The sequence below is a fragment of the Acetobacter lovaniensis genome, from assembly GCF_014207635.1.
Classification (GTDB): domain Bacteria; phylum Pseudomonadota; class Alphaproteobacteria; order Acetobacterales; family Acetobacteraceae; genus Acetobacter; species Acetobacter lovaniensis.
Genome location: NZ_JACHIE010000013.1, coordinates 14,361 through 27,317, shown reverse-complemented (window position 1 = coordinate 27,317; position 12,957 = coordinate 14,361). Strand labels below are relative to the sequence as shown.

General features: G+C 57.1%; 13 protein-coding genes, 1 tRNA gene and 1 pseudogene. 2 read left to right on the top strand and 13 right to left on the bottom strand.

Features of this window, described 5'->3' with window-relative positions; genetic code table 11:
* Positions 1-92 precede the first annotated feature (92 nt).
* The gene (locus HNR55_RS12740) at positions 93-1,511 is read left to right on the top strand and encodes a helix-turn-helix domain-containing protein (protein WP_166115985.1); all 1,419 of its coding nucleotides are present in this window, start codon (positions 93-95) and stop codon (positions 1,509-1,511) included.
* 520 nt (positions 1,512-2,031) lie between these two features.
* Here the strand turns inward: HNR55_RS12740 and HNR55_RS12735 are convergent.
* Positions 2,032-2,709: pseudogene (locus tag HNR55_RS12735) on the bottom strand (YfdX family protein); the annotation flags it as partial.
* Between the two features lie 535 nt (positions 2,710-3,244).
* On the opposite strand from HNR55_RS12735, the gene HNR55_RS12730 reads away from it, so the two are divergent.
* Positions 3,245-3,350, top strand: a tRNA-OTHER gene (locus HNR55_RS12730).
* Positions 3,351-3,906: 556 nt separating this feature from the next.
* Here HNR55_RS12730 and HNR55_RS12725 read toward each other — a convergent pair.
* The 12 genes from HNR55_RS12725 to HNR55_RS16765 form a co-directional block, all read right to left on the bottom strand.
* The gene (locus HNR55_RS12725; RefSeq protein ID WP_166115981.1) at positions 3,907-4,140 is read right to left on the bottom strand and encodes a hypothetical protein; all 234 of its coding nucleotides are present in this window, start codon (positions 4,138-4,140) and stop codon (positions 3,907-3,909) included.
* Positions 4,137-4,421 carry a head fiber protein gene (locus HNR55_RS12720; protein WP_184382720.1) on the bottom strand — a complete coding sequence of 95 codons (285 nt, stop codon included), beginning with the start codon at positions 4,419-4,421 and terminating at the stop codon, positions 4,137-4,139. The genes HNR55_RS12725 and HNR55_RS12720 overlap by 4 nt, the downstream gene beginning before the upstream one ends.
* Before the next feature lie 12 nt (positions 4,422-4,433).
* Positions 4,434-4,745, bottom strand: coding sequence for a hypothetical protein (locus HNR55_RS12715; RefSeq protein WP_166115980.1), 312 nt, complete (start codon positions 4,743-4,745; stop codon positions 4,434-4,436).
* 12 nt (positions 4,746-4,757) lie between these two features.
* Positions 4,758-5,015, bottom strand: coding sequence for a hypothetical protein (locus HNR55_RS12710; protein ID WP_166115978.1), 258 nt, complete (start codon positions 5,013-5,015; stop codon positions 4,758-4,760).
* Between the two features lies 1 nt (position 5,016).
* Positions 5,017-5,493 carry a hypothetical protein gene (locus HNR55_RS12705; RefSeq protein ID WP_166115976.1) on the bottom strand — a complete coding sequence of 159 codons (477 nt, stop codon included), beginning with the start codon at positions 5,491-5,493 and terminating at the stop codon, positions 5,017-5,019.
* The gene (locus HNR55_RS12700; RefSeq protein ID WP_166115974.1) at positions 5,490-5,777 is read right to left on the bottom strand and encodes a hypothetical protein; all 288 of its coding nucleotides are present in this window, start codon (positions 5,775-5,777) and stop codon (positions 5,490-5,492) included. Before HNR55_RS12700 ends, HNR55_RS12705 begins: the two co-directional genes overlap by 4 nt.
* A 101-nt stretch (positions 5,778-5,878) precedes the next feature.
* Positions 5,879-6,304, bottom strand: coding sequence for a hypothetical protein (locus tag HNR55_RS12695; protein WP_166115973.1), 426 nt, complete (start codon positions 6,302-6,304; stop codon positions 5,879-5,881).
* Positions 6,301-7,428, bottom strand: a complete 1,128-nt coding sequence (locus tag HNR55_RS12690; protein WP_166115971.1) for a hypothetical protein — start codon at positions 7,426-7,428, stop codon at positions 6,301-6,303. Before HNR55_RS12690 ends, HNR55_RS12695 begins: the two co-directional genes overlap by 4 nt.
* Position 7,429: 1 nt before the next feature.
* Positions 7,430-9,400, bottom strand: coding sequence for a hypothetical protein (locus tag HNR55_RS12685; protein ID WP_166115969.1), 1,971 nt, complete (start codon positions 9,398-9,400; stop codon positions 7,430-7,432).
* Positions 9,400-11,385 (bottom strand): lysozyme family protein, encoded by a 1,986-nt coding sequence (locus tag HNR55_RS12680; protein ID WP_166115968.1) that lies wholly within the window; start codon positions 11,383-11,385, stop codon positions 9,400-9,402. The genes HNR55_RS12685 and HNR55_RS12680 overlap by 1 nt, the downstream gene beginning before the upstream one ends.
* A complete protein-coding gene (locus HNR55_RS12675) occupies positions 11,385-12,509 on the bottom strand; it encodes a hypothetical protein (protein WP_184382718.1) in 1,125 nt (374 codons plus the stop codon). The genes HNR55_RS12680 and HNR55_RS12675 overlap by 1 nt, the downstream gene beginning before the upstream one ends.
* Positions 12,484-12,906: a GNAT family N-acetyltransferase gene (locus tag HNR55_RS16765; RefSeq protein ID WP_221441739.1), complete on the bottom strand. Its 423-nt coding sequence runs from the start codon at positions 12,904-12,906 to the stop codon at positions 12,484-12,486. The genes HNR55_RS12675 and HNR55_RS16765 overlap by 26 nt, the downstream gene beginning before the upstream one ends.
* Between the last annotated feature and the right edge of the window lie 51 nt (positions 12,907-12,957).

The window sequence follows — 12,957 nt, the reverse complement described above, 5'->3', positions numbered from 1 at the left end:
TTGCAGACTGTTGCGTAAAGCAGCAGAGGAATAAGAGTAAAAAGAAGCGAAGGAATTCGCGTCCGTTGCAAAGTCTGTGAAGGTTGCCAAGCATGCCCAGAACCAAAACCAAGCTGTTTGCTGGCAACAGGCTCCGCCAGCTCCGCCAGCGTGAAGGTATGACACAGGCCGTACTGGCGGAGTGTGTTGGCGTATCGCTCAGCTATCTTAACCAGATGGAGCGTAACCATCGCCCCCTGCCCGACCACCTTCTGCAAAGTCTGTGCGAACGGTTTGCCCTGAGCCCCGCATGGTTTGCCGACACGCGAGAAGCCCATGCCGTGCAGGCGCTGCGCGAGACCATGGCCGACCCGATTTTTAAAACCTCTCCGTTACAACTCGTCAAAATGGCGGAAGCGGCCCGCCAGAGCCCCGAACTGTGCGAGGCATTTTTAACGCTCTACCGTGCATACACGTTTGAGCAGGAGCGGCACGCCCATGCCCCCTTGGCCAGCATGCCCCCGCTTGAACCTTATGAGGCGGTTGGTAACTGGGTGCAGGACCATAACAACTATTTTCATGAACTTGATTGTGCTGCCGAGGAATTTTACGAACGCCTCATCAGCACGGATACATCGCTGGACACAGCTCTTGCCAGACACCTGCGCAACCAGCACGGGCTGGGTATCACCCATAATACGGACATGCAGGAGCGTGGGCTGGTCTGGCGGATTGACCGGCATAAACATCAGATCCAGCTCCCCCATAACCAGCCGCCGGAAAGCACGCTGTTTTTTCTGGCCCAGATTATAGGCCAGTTGGAACATACCCGTCTGATGACAGACATTTTGCGCCGCGAAGGCCCAAAAGAGCGTAATGCGCAGGAACTCGCACGGGTGTATCTGGGCAATTATTTTGCTGGCGCACTCATCCTGCCCTATACGCGCTTCCTGCATAAGGCCCAGAGCATGCGGTATGATGTGGACGACCTGCGCCGCCACTTTGGCGTCAGCTTCGAGCAGGTAAGCCACCGCCTGAGCACCATGCAGCGCTTTGGCGCGGAAGGTATTCCGTTCTATTTTCTTAAACTGGATATTGCTGGCAATATTCTTAAAAGTTTTTCGGCCAACCGTTTTTCTCAGGCGCGCTTTGGTGGCCCCTGCCCGTTGTGGAACGTGTTCCGCGCCTTTGCAACACCGGGGCAGATTCAGGTCCAGCTTTCGCAGACAACCGATGACTCCATTTACCTGAATGTCGCACGTACCGTCGGGCGGGAAGGGCTGAGCTACGCCGACCGCCCCCGCCAGATTGCCATTGTTCTGGGCTGCACCATAACCGATGCGGCAAAAACCGTTTACGCCTCAGGGCTTGATCTGGCGGACCACACGCTGGTTGTGCCTATTGGGCCAGGGTGCCGGGCCTGCGGGCGGGAACTGTGCAGCCACCGCTCGCTCCCGGTTTCCGGCAGGGTGCTGGATACGGGCAGCAATGCGCGTGGGGTTGTCCCCTACAGAGCCGTGCCCGAACACTAAAAAACCCGCTCAGGGAGCGGGTCTGGCGCTGGTAGGGCAAGGGGGAGGAGGAGGAGGAGAAGAAAGAACCTTCCGGACTGACCGGGGATGCAAAACAGCCCGGAAGTTTAGGGGGGATAGTTTTTTACGGTAGTCACGACAACCACAGATTGTCGCGGTGATGCCCCTTGCCCCACCAGCAGAAACGCCTTCATCACCGCGACAAGATGATAATAAGAACGATTCTCATTAAAGCGCAAGTAAAAAAACAAGGGGGCGCGAATTTTTTTCGCTACCCCCTCGCGTTGTTCTTCCAAGCCCTTGGTTTCAAGCGCTTTTAGTGGGCAGCCCCCGTGGTGGAATTCCCCTTGGAGGCATCTGGTGTTGCCGCCGTCGAGGCTGCCGGAGCCGTAACGCCGGGAGCGGGAGCGGGAGCGGGAGCGGGAGCGGGAGCGGGAACCGTAGCAGGGGTGGTCGCAGGCGCTACAGCACCATGACCCTGAGCCGCAGCTTTTGCGGGAGGATGGGCCGGTGTCTGGGCCGATGCCTGAGCGGGGGGCTGGGCGTTTGCGTGCTGGTCCACAAAATCGTCCGAGACGAACACGATGCCATCCAGCAACTGGTCCAGCGCTTCCTTCGCCTGTGCGGCCTGACGACCTTCGGTCAGCACACGGGCGCGGTACAGGATATCTTTGGTCTGCTCCAGAGGAGCGAGGGCAATAATAAAGTCAGCATCTTCGCCCACAACCTGCAGGTTCTGCTGAGCCTGTGCGTTCTGCCCGGCCTTGAGCGCCTTGTTGGCCTTCTGGGCTGCCGCTTTTTTATCGGGAGCCAGAGTTTCGGTCAGAATGAACTCACCACCAACGGGAATCCACGTCACAGAACCGGTGATGGGCTTATGTGTGGCCGAAACAGGATGCTGGGGAGCAGGCTGCAACTGGTCTTCCGCCGCGTAAAACCGCCGGTTATCCTTTTGTGCAGCAACAAAACGCTTTTGCGCATCGTAAATCGGAGGAATAGCCGCATCCGTTTTACCCTGTGCCAGCAGATCACGCGCAACCAGCACATCCTGCAAGGCTTTCTGCCCATCTACAGACAGGTGGTGCAGCGCACGTCCGGCCTTGAACTTTTCCCAATCTGTATGAATGGCCCCGGCATGCGCTGCCGAAGCACTGACCATAAGAGCGGCCACTGCCGCAAAAGATGCCTTAAAACGCATAAAAACAATCCTGACTGAAAATGTTGAACACCCAAGTATTAAGGATTTCACCTCAACATCTGGTTAGTAAAATACGTTTCTCAAGATGCTGGACGCAAAAGATACAGCATTAAAAAAATTATTATTTTTGAAAATCTTTCTTTGCCAATCGGGCAAGTCCCAAACCCATCAACCATTTCGCAATACAGCCATGTTTTAAAAACAGACGCAACAGTGCCGACAGACCGGGCTACAGCCCTCTTTTTTTCTGCCGTCCTTATTACCCGGTTGACGCGCAGAAAAGGCCCATTGCGTCAGATTCGTCCACAGATTCTGCGGATGCAATATATATGGCGGTTTTCTGCCGATTGTTCCGAGAGTTTTACAGTGATGGGAATTTTGTTTTACACTATCGGGGAAGTTTTTCCCCTTGTACAACACCCCAAACCTGTACTACCCTAACCGGGCTACGGCTTGCCGGAGAAGACGAACGGTGAGGGACGCCAATATCCCAGCAAGGGGAGCACTGGTGCAAATCCAGTAGCCGTAGCAACATGGCGCGGGAGTTCGTCGGTAGAACAGTCTGCCATGAGTTTCGGAGCAATCCGATGGGAGCTTAATGGTCAGATAATGTGCAGGTTCAAGTCCTGCCCGCGTCCCCAGTTTCAGGTCCCAGCCGTCAAGTAATCCTTGATAGTTGGCGGGTGCCAGACCCGTACCGCTCTGCTTTCGCATCGGTCTCTCTGGTAATCGTCGGGTGCACACGGCGTAGATGCGGAGTGGCCCTTAGGGTCTTACATTCCGCAGCAGGCGGTGGAAGCCCGCCAACTATTGGGAAGCCTCCAATGGTTCAGTTCCTCGGAAATTCCGAGTAACTCACTTCCGCCGCAATCCCCATGCTATAGCGGCCAAGCCAACGGCTCTCCGCTGCCTGTGAGCGCCGTTGGTCAGATCATTTCCGTGAAGACACGAAAATGATCTTGTCACTTACCCTTCTGACAAGCACGCACCTGATCGCGCAACACAACATCCTGCCGCGCAATCTCAGGAAGCGCGACGAGTCCGGGATTCGCCCGTATCTCTGCCGCCGCCCGCTGCTGAAAGGCGGCGCTCCATGGCGTGATCTGGGGGCAGATAGGCTTGAGGGTTGGGGCTGAGCAACTCGCCAAAAAAGCGCAGAGAACAGCCAGAAACGGTGTTTTTATCGTCATAAGCAATTCACCCCGTCTCTGCATCTAACCGCTCCAAAAGCTGGTCTTTACTCTGCGGCCCCTGCGCCTGTGCCTGAGCCATGCCCTCAGTCGTGGTTGTCACGGCCTGAGAATCGGCGACCGCCGCTTTGTCAGTCTTCACACTCTGCGCATTGCGGCCCGCCTTTGTCGCATAGACCACAAGCGCGGCGAGCGCCCCAATCGTAATGATTGCGAGCGCTCCCCAGAAATAAGAGGTCAAGGCGAAGCCATCTGACCCGCTGCCTGCATACCTGCCAGCGCGGCGTTGAACTTGGTTGCCAGAGCGTTCAGGTCGGCAACGGCCCCAGCCACATCCGTTGCGGAGGATGCCCCGGCATTGGCAACATTTGCCGCAACCTTTACGCCGCCAATCGTGGATGCACTTGCTGCCGGAAGCGTATAGCCTCCTCCTGCCGCCGCCTCCGCAATGGCCCGCATAATGACCGAGGCGGCCTGCGGAGCGATGCCCACTGCGGCAAGGTCGTTTACTGTTACAGCCATGTCAAAATCTCCTTACGCGCCGCCAGAGGACGCGGAAGATGTGGAGGGAACGATTTTCGGAGCCGCCTTGTCCTTGGCCGCTACCACGATGGCATTCACGCCAGTCAGCACCTCGGTTGCACCAACAAGGACGCCGTCCAGATCAAACGAAACCTTGGCGGACAGCATGGGAAGCATCCCATCCAGCAGGGAGGTAACGCCTGCTGTCACTTTCAGCACGTTATCGCTCAGGGGGGCTCCGGTCACGGTGCCAAACAGGGTTTCGCCAGCAGACACAAGCGGGGTCACGGCAGGAGAATTAGTGGGTGCGATTGCAGTCGCCATAATGGGTTCCAGTCACGTTTTGGGTGGAGAGGCTTTTGCGGCAGCATCATCGGCGTTGGCGGCATGCCCTGCGTTCTGCCCAATGGCGTTTACGAGGGAATACAGCCACAGCCATTTGCTGCCGTCTTTTGGTCTCGGCCAATGCCGGGCGGCTATCGCGCATGTACCGGCGAGTACGATACCAAGGGATGCTACATCCGCCGCCCACTTTGCGGGCAGCATGGGGAGAACGTAGCTTAAGAGGGACGCGAGGAGCGTGGTGGGGTCCATATCAGGCGTCCATCGCGGCGCGGAAAAGCGGGATGGCCTGCTCCGTCACGCCTGCGCCTCCCAGCGTGTTGTAATGCTGCTTCCAGTAGGCCGCCCATGCTGCGGCATCGCCAGCGGAAGGCAACGCATCCGGTTGGCGGAACAGATGAACCCGGCACATGGCGGCAGCATAAACGGGGCTTGTTACAAGAGCCTGTGCGCTGGGCTGTCCACCAGCGAGCGCGGACAAAGGCTTTCGCAGATCGGAGCGATACCGAATGAAATTCGTCCACATATCGTCATGGGTGGCCGGTTCCATCTGCCAGAAGCCGAGGGCTGGGCCAGAGCCAAGCTGCTTGAGGTAAGTGTATCCACTTTCCTTTAAGCCAATGCCGAGAACTCCTTGCTGGGCGGATAGCGTATTGAGGGCAGCGGGCAGAGCAGCAAACGCAGGCTTAACCAGCAGATCACGCACATGAGGAAGGTACAGGCCGCTCATTGCGTCAGCCAGTGCAGCAGGTAAACGGTTCCGGCAGCTATTCCGCCTCCAAGCCCAGAAAATCCAGCAATGAGCGAGTTCTTGAAACTGCCCTGCTTCTGAACGGCGGTCAGAATTTCATTTAGAGTGGCCTGCTGCGTATCCTGCTTGGATTTGATCTTTACCACGTCAGCCTCCACCTGCCTCACATTGCTGGTGAGGGCGCTCATGCGCTCGGAGAACTCTGGACGAGTGATGTAAACACCAACCGGGTCTACGCTACTAAGAGCGGCGGCTTCACCCATGCTATACCTGCAAATTTGGGAAGAGAGCCGCCCTAGCTGCCGAAGCGCGAGAGGGCGAATTACGGTATCATGTTACCGTAAATATGCAGCGTGTACAAGGATTATGCCGTGAGTATATCTGTCGGCCGGGCGGGGAGCGCCGTGCTGGCGGTATCCGTGCCGCCAGCGATGGCAGCGATGGCTTTCACATACGCCTTCATATCCGCAGTAAAGACTTCACCCATAGCAGCAGCAAGATTAGCCTGTTGCTGTATCCATGTCTGCGCGGAGGTCGCTTGCGTTTTCAAGGGAATGGGCACAACTGGTGGAACATAGTCAACCAGCGCACCGTCAATGACAGCCATTGAACGAGTGCCTGTATTGCCACCCTTTGCGGTCCACTGGTCAGCCGTCAATGCGAACAATTCCTGTAGCGAAGGAAGACCCTCAGCAGAACTGAACATTGCCATGTCATACCAGCCACATGGCTTGTTCATGTCCGCATAAAAACGAGCTGGGTATAGTTCTAGTACATCTTTGACGCTCATGAGTAATATCCTGCCGCAAACACATCAAGCACGACGGTACCAGTATTACCGGCAAACTGCACACCACCCCCCCAACCAATCTTGAACACCTGAAACTGTGTATTCGTAATGGACAGACCCTGATTTCCGTTCCCTTCACATATCCCGACTGTGGAGTACCACGATCCTCCGCCGATTTCCTGAGTAGAAGGTATAACTACTTTCGGCGTCGTGCCCGGCTTGAAGGCTTTAGGGAAGGGTATCGTGACGATAGCGTTGTTCTGGAACGTAATCTGCACACGGAAAATCTGTAGCTTCAGCTCAGGGTCATCCAAGGGAAGATCGGTAAGGCTGGCCAGCACATTGCTTCCGGTTCCATCCCCCGTGACCGTTCTACCGTCCGCATTCTCCCATATGTCGGTGACGCGCTTGTTCGGGCTAACCGGAATGGATTTGATATACCGGCCTTCTGCTGTAACCGCGTTCAGTACGCCTTTGCTGACGAAGTCAGTTATGTCTGTAACTGTTGCCCCACCTGATAAAGTAACTTCCTTAACAAACTCAATACCGGCACCCGGTTTAAACCTGACATAATCCGTTAACCATTTTCCCGATGCATCAAACGATCGGATGTATAATATTCCATCATCGCCCACCCAAATATCCCACTGCGGCACGCCAGGACGCGTGAAGTGTATGGCTGGTTGATCGCCGGTAATCGTGACCGTCTCGGCGAATTGAACTGGGCCAGAAACTTTCTGCGCGCCCATAAACACGTTGCTACCGTTGAGGATAGCATACCGGGCGTCTGCATCTTTAGCCCCCACGGGCTGATATGCCGTCCAGTCAGTCACGGCCGGAACGGTCGTAACCCCGGTTAGGGCTGTATTATTCAATAGCGCCTTTAGCTGCCCCACATTCGCGGCATCGGCATTTGCAACGCCATCAGCCAGAAAGGTTATGCGGTTCGTACCCATATTCCAGTTACCTGTTATGGGGGCCGAACCATTCCTCAAAAGAACTGCATTGAGCGCAGCTTGAACGTCCTCAAGTGGCGTATTGTGCTGCGTTGTCATGATTTCCGTGCCGGGCGTGGCCTTGTACACGGAGGGGAGGGTGTAATTCCCGTTACCATCGTATGGCATATCAGTTTCTCTCTGCCGGCAGAGTTGCGCCGATTAGGGCTGCGGCAATGTTGGGGGCTATCTGGTTCTGTGTCGGCGCAACGGGCGCGAAGGCGGTGGCATCACGGGATAGGAGGGCGCGGGCTATAGCGTCCCGCGTTCGTTCGTTGCGGGCGTTAATTGCGCCGCTTGCCAAGCGCTCGCCAGCGCCAAGCGCCGCGTCACCAAAGCGAAGGTTGAGAAGTGAGCGCAGGACAGGTGTTTTCTGGTCGCCGGGGATGATCTGCTGAGCGAGCATGTTGCGGTCAGTCATGGACCCGCCGCGCGCGGCTTGCGTAGTGGCCGCAAAGGCCCGCTCTGCATCAACCGCATTATTCAGGCCGCCTGCTGCATCATCGCCAAGAATGAGCGCCATTTTCTCCCGGTTATATCCCTTGTCCAGCAGGGCCTTTGCTGCATTTGCATCATTCCGCGCCGTCCCCATCATCTGGGCAACCTGCTGGCGCGCCCCCTCAGTAAAGGCGGCTTTTTCAGACTCGCCCAGGCCCGCAAGAGTACGCTGGAGCATATCCGGCGTTGTCGCGTTGCTGAACACCTTCTGCCCATCCGCAAGGGCCTGTGCGACCTTGGAATAATCTGAGTAAATACCGCGCGCTGTGGCGTATTCAGGAGAAAGGTCATCCATTACGCCAAGAAGCTTCCTGCGCACATCCGCAACACTTCGGGAAGCCTCGTTGTCTTTAAACCCGGCTCCCGTTTTAATCTCCCCAATATTATCCTGCATGGCGCGCTGGATATAATGCAGGTCCTGTAGCGTCATTTTGCTGACGTCAGGTGCTATTTCAGGCCCGTGCATACCCATATTACCGGTTGGGGAATACAAAGACCGGCCTTCATTGCCAGCGAGAGTATTCGCCTTTGCAAGTGCCGACATAAACGCGGGCGTTTTGATGATTTCTTGCAGTTCCGGACTATCGGCAACAGGAACGGGCATCGCCTTGTCATACCACGGGGACGCAAGCGCTGAGCGAGACGAGGATATTCTGTCCGCACTATCAAGAATATTCGTGCGCGGCCCCATGGCGGCATCCATTGCGCCCTCTATGCGCTGCCCGGCTTGAGCCTGCCTGTTCATGAGCGCCTCAACAAGCTGCTTCTGAGCTGAACCGGGTGCCGATGCTACTGCGCGCGCGGCTTGCTGCATATTGGGACCAAGGTCTGCCAGCGTGGCGGCTGGACCAAGCCGCGCAAGCTCAGCCTCTGCCGAATCCGGCGAGAGCGCGTCGCTCTGTCCAAGTTGGCGTACAATAGATGCCGCCCGGTCCGCTGCCCTACCTTCCGAACCCCGCATAAGCGCGCGCACCAGAGATGAGCCTCCGCTTATGGCCTCACCTAACGCCTGACCGCCTGCCCCGCCGACCGCGCCCATGACAGCGCCCTGAGTAACATTATCACCGCGTGCGTAGGCGTCAGTTCCTCCTAGGGCCGCTCCCTCAAGTCCTGTCAGGCCAATGCGACCACCGGCAGCCAACGCGCCCGATGCCTGCGCGAGACGCGAGGGGATGGCGATGGAGGCCAGTGGGGCGGTGGACGCAATACCCCCCGCAACCTGCGCACCCGTGTTCAGGGCCGGATGCTGCTGTGCGAACTGTTGCTGGTCTGACGATATGTTTGCAAGTGCTTGGTGGTAACGTTCACCAATGCCACCCGATAAAGTCCCGGCTTCTGGCGTTGCGCCCCCGGTGAGATAGGAGAGGCCCGTATCCGCCGCTGCCTCTATTTTTGGCTGAAACCCTCCAACCAGCGGGAATCCCTGCACAAAGGAACGCGCCGCATCGAATACTGGATGCTGCGGGGCATCGGATTGCGTGCTCTTCCCAACCCCCATACTGTGCGCGATTTCATCCACAGTCGCGTTCTGCTGTTCCGGCGAGAGATTAAGAAACTCATCACCAACATCCACATCCCGGCCATTGATCGTGAGCGTAGGCATTAGCGGACACTCCACGTCACGCCGCTGGACGTTGTGCGCGTTCCAGACTGCGGGGCAGCTTGGTTGGGCTGAGACACACTAACAAGATCAGCATGAGCCTTTTTGAACTGCTCATAAGGGTTCGGAAGTTTGCGGATTTGGCTCTCTGCGTCCTGCCAACTGATCTGGCCGCGCTGGGCCTGCGCAGCGATCTCAGCAGCCTGTAGCTTGTTCTGCTGAAGCGCCTGCATAGTTCCCGCGATGATCTGGTTACCACGATCTGTATTCCCCAACTGCGGCAGACTGTTCATGAACATGCGAACGTCCGTGTCAGAAGATGAACCAGAACCAACAGGGCGCATTTGTGGGGCCATGCGATTAACAAGAGCCGTAAACGCCTGCTGCTGATCAAGACCTTTTACATTCACGCCAAGCGCCTGCGCGTATGGGCCAACGGCGGCCATAAACTGAGCACCCTTCCCGGTCCCGATATTGCGTGAAAGATCTGAAAGCTGCTGCAACTGACCAATCAACGCAGGAGCCTGCGCGCCTTCCGTGATGTAGCCGCCGATCCGGGTTGCGGCCTCATCGTCCGACTTCTTTTGAAACTCGCTCGTTGTCGGCCCGTTGTTCAGCGTGACGTTTACGCCGCTGTTACCAATCTGCATGACCTTGCCGGTCGCATCCTGCTGGTAGGACTTTGATGGGTCGAGCCCCATCTGCTGCGCTTGCTGCGGAGAAAGAACAGAATACGCTGGCCCCTGTTTTTGGGGCGCGTTCATCTGCTGCGCCATGCGGGCGGTTTCCATGTCATAATACCTGCGCCGCGCCACGTTTTCGGGGTCGGCCTGTTCCATCTGGTAGCGCTGCTGCACCTGCTGCAACTGCAACTGGTTCTGCAACAGGGCCGAAGCCACGCCTCGTGTCTGCTGGTTTGCGCGCGGGTCTGCCAGAACGCCCATGAGCGCCGACATGGAGGGGCCTGCCTGCGCCTGAGGGGGTGCCATATCGGGCGCTTGGGTGTAGTTATTGGCGGGAAACTGAGTCTGCTGGGCTTGCGCGGGGGGCGTGCCCGAACCACCCATTTTCTGCGCCGCCCAGTCCTGAACCTGCCCAGCTGTCATGTTGCGCAGGAATGGATTGGCCGCGACCTGCTGCGGACTCATGATCTGGGATATGGGTGTGTTCGGGTCTGCCTGTACAAGATTGGTGGCCGTTGGCGCGCCAGCAAAATGCGCCAGATATGCCTGCCCCTCCGTGGGGCTCTGCACGCCATGGGCGAGCATGTAGGCCAGATTATCGGTTGCAAGCTGCTTGGCTGCCACCTGAGATTGCGCCGGGTCTGTGCGCCCGTCTGCCGTCAGCCCAAGGTCTGGGTGTTGACGCATGAGCTCCGTCCACGTTGGGTTGGTAAACTGATACGCCCCTGTTGCACTGCTGTTGGGGTTGGTCGCATTGGCATTCCCTCCGCTTTCAGCTTGGCGCATATGGTCAAGAAAGTGCTGCGTTATCAGGTCCGTGGCGCCGGCCTGTGCCGCCTGCCCGACCGTGGGTTGTGCGGGGGATAGGAGAGCATGTGCAACTGGACTTATGCCGGGAGGAGCTTCTGTGTCGCGCGTAACAGGATTGCTTACGTCCGTACCAGCCCCGGAAAAGGGGTCGCTCTGAGCCTGCGGGCCTGCCAACTTCATAGCCTCATCAGACCCCAGATAAGGATTTACCTGTGGGTCTCGCGCGTCGGTCCCGGATCCCCCAAAAGCGCCGTCTCCACTCAGGGCCGCGACCATCGCCTTGTTATAATCATCGTTCGCGCGCTCGGCCTTCATGGCGCGGCCCTGCATAAAGCCACCCATAAAGCTGTCCAGCATGTTGGCAGCACCCTGTGCCCAATTGGTGGCCGGGGTCTGCTGCGACTGGCCAAGCAGGCTTTGTGCTATTTGCTTGCGCTGTTCAATTTCTTCCGGCGTGACTTCTTCGCCGTTTGCGCCCCAAATGAAACTGGCCATTACTTGCCCCCCATTGCCATGCCGCCCATGCCCATCGCGCTTGAGCCAAGCTGAAACAGGCCGCTGGTGAGTTGGTTGGATTGCGCCATTTTCTGCGCGTAATTGCTCTGCACCATGCCGCTGTAATCCACCCCGGCCACCTGCGTTTGCGGCGTTGCACTCGTCGCCGTATTGGCATTGTTGACCTGCGACTGAGACAGCAATGCTGACAGCTCATTAAGTGGCTGGTCGCGCTGCTGGTAATACTGGCTCAGATACTGGTTGCGCGCGTCATTATTGAACTGTCCACCGCTGAGAAGTGCGCTGTTGGTGAACTGCTGCCCCGTAAGGGCCGCGTTATTCTGGGCATTGAACTGGTTAAGCGCAGCTTCATTGCCGAATTGTGCCTGATTAAGCATGGCGGAGTTGCCGAATTGGGCTTGGCTCTGCTGCTGGTTGAATAGCTGGTTCTGGACAGATTGTGCGGTTTGTGTGGCCTGATCTGCCGCGCGGGTGTAATTGTCGCCAATTGTCTGTTCATTGGCGCTATAGGCCGCGCTCCCAGCCCGAACGCCCGATGCCAGCTCCTGTGCCCGCGTTGCTTCTGCATTGCGGCCAAGTGTCGGAGTGTATTGGTCCATAACGGCGTTTTTCGCGGCATTGTATGCCTGCGACACATCCCCGCCAAAACTGGTCTGGTAGCCGCTGCCAAGCCCGGTTGCGTAACCATTGCCCACGGATGTGCTGTAATTGCTCCCGGGGCTGCTGCTGTAGTCGCTTCCGAGGCTAGTTTGCAGGGCTGGGGCACCAGACGTATCGACAGCTTGCGACAGGTTGGACAGACCCGTGTTTGACAGGTTATTGGCCGTTGACGCGATATTGGTGGCAGACTGCTGCTGCTGGTCAAGCGTTTGCTGCTGCTGATTGTTCAGTGTGGTGGTCTGGCTGAACCGGGGCACGTTATATGTCTTGCCATCCGGGCCGGTGATCTGGGTCGTTCCCGTCTGATTATATATCACATTCCCGTACGGTGTGTACTGGTCAGTCATGTTCATAAGCTGCTGGGTTTCAGCAGTCATGGTATTGTACTGGCTCTGAGCGTCAGCCGTTTTGTACGGATCAGGGGCTTTTGGGCTTGAAACCATGTCGGTACCGGTATTCGTCTTTCAGAACGCCGATAACAATACCATTGCGGTTTGGGCCAAAATGATTGCGGAGGATTCCCTCACGCTTGCCGCCGACACGCTCTACGATATCAATCACGTTCTGTTTTTCTGTGACTGCCGTAAACCGTTCGACCTGAAGAATATCGAAAAGATACTGGCCCATTTCGCGCAGGAGGCGTCTAGTCCACCCGCTGCCTGCGATTGTAACATGAATGTCTGGGCCTGTGTACACGTTAAACAACATGCCCGCGATTATTTGCCCGTCTTTTTCCAGACCCATGCAGGTGAAGGGTGGGAAAAACTGCACTCCAAGCACCCGCTCCATAAAGGCCGGTATGCGTGGGTCGTTTTCGCCAGTGGATATAGTACGGAGCATGTGGGGAGGTTAGTACAGGCCCGCGTGTGAGTACATATTTTTCTGTACTTG

Bases quoted from the DNA above. Each gene is read 5' to 3' on its own strand.
- HNR55_RS12740 (WP_166115985.1), top strand. From the start codon at position 93: ATGCCCAGAACCAAAACCAAGCTGTTTGCTGGCAACAGGCTCCGCCAG.
- HNR55_RS12720 (WP_184382720.1), bottom strand. From the start codon at position 4,421: ATGGCTGTAACAGTAAACGACCTTGCCGCAGTGGGCATCGCTCCGCAG.
- HNR55_RS12715 (WP_166115980.1), bottom strand. From the start codon at position 4,745: ATGGCGACTGCAATCGCACCCACTAATTCTCCTGCCGTGACCCCGCTT.
- HNR55_RS12710 (WP_166115978.1), bottom strand. From the start codon at position 5,015: ATGGACCCCACCACGCTCCTCGCGTCCCTCTTAAGCTACGTTCTCCCC.
- HNR55_RS12705 (WP_166115976.1), bottom strand. From the start codon at position 5,493: ATGAGCGGCCTGTACCTTCCTCATGTGCGTGATCTGCTGGTTAAGCCT.
- HNR55_RS12700 (WP_166115974.1), bottom strand. From the start codon at position 5,777: ATGGGTGAAGCCGCCGCTCTTAGTAGCGTAGACCCGGTTGGTGTTTAC.
- HNR55_RS12695 (WP_166115973.1), bottom strand. From the start codon at position 6,304: ATGAGCGTCAAAGATGTACTAGAACTATACCCAGCTCGTTTTTATGCG.
- HNR55_RS12690 (WP_166115971.1), bottom strand. From the start codon at position 7,428: ATGCCATACGATGGTAACGGGAATTACACCCTCCCCTCCGTGTACAAG.
- HNR55_RS12685 (WP_166115969.1), bottom strand. From the start codon at position 9,400: ATGCCTACGCTCACGATCAATGGCCGGGATGTGGATGTTGGTGATGAG.
- HNR55_RS12680 (WP_166115968.1), bottom strand. From the start codon at position 11,385: ATGGCCAGTTTCATTTGGGGCGCAAACGGCGAAGAAGTCACGCCGGAA.
- HNR55_RS12675 (WP_184382718.1), bottom strand. From the start codon at position 12,509: ATGGTTTCAAGCCCAAAAGCCCCTGATCCGTACAAAACGGCTGACGCT.
- HNR55_RS16765 (WP_221441739.1), bottom strand. From the start codon at position 12,906: ATGCTCCGTACTATATCCACTGGCGAAAACGACCCACGCATACCGGCC.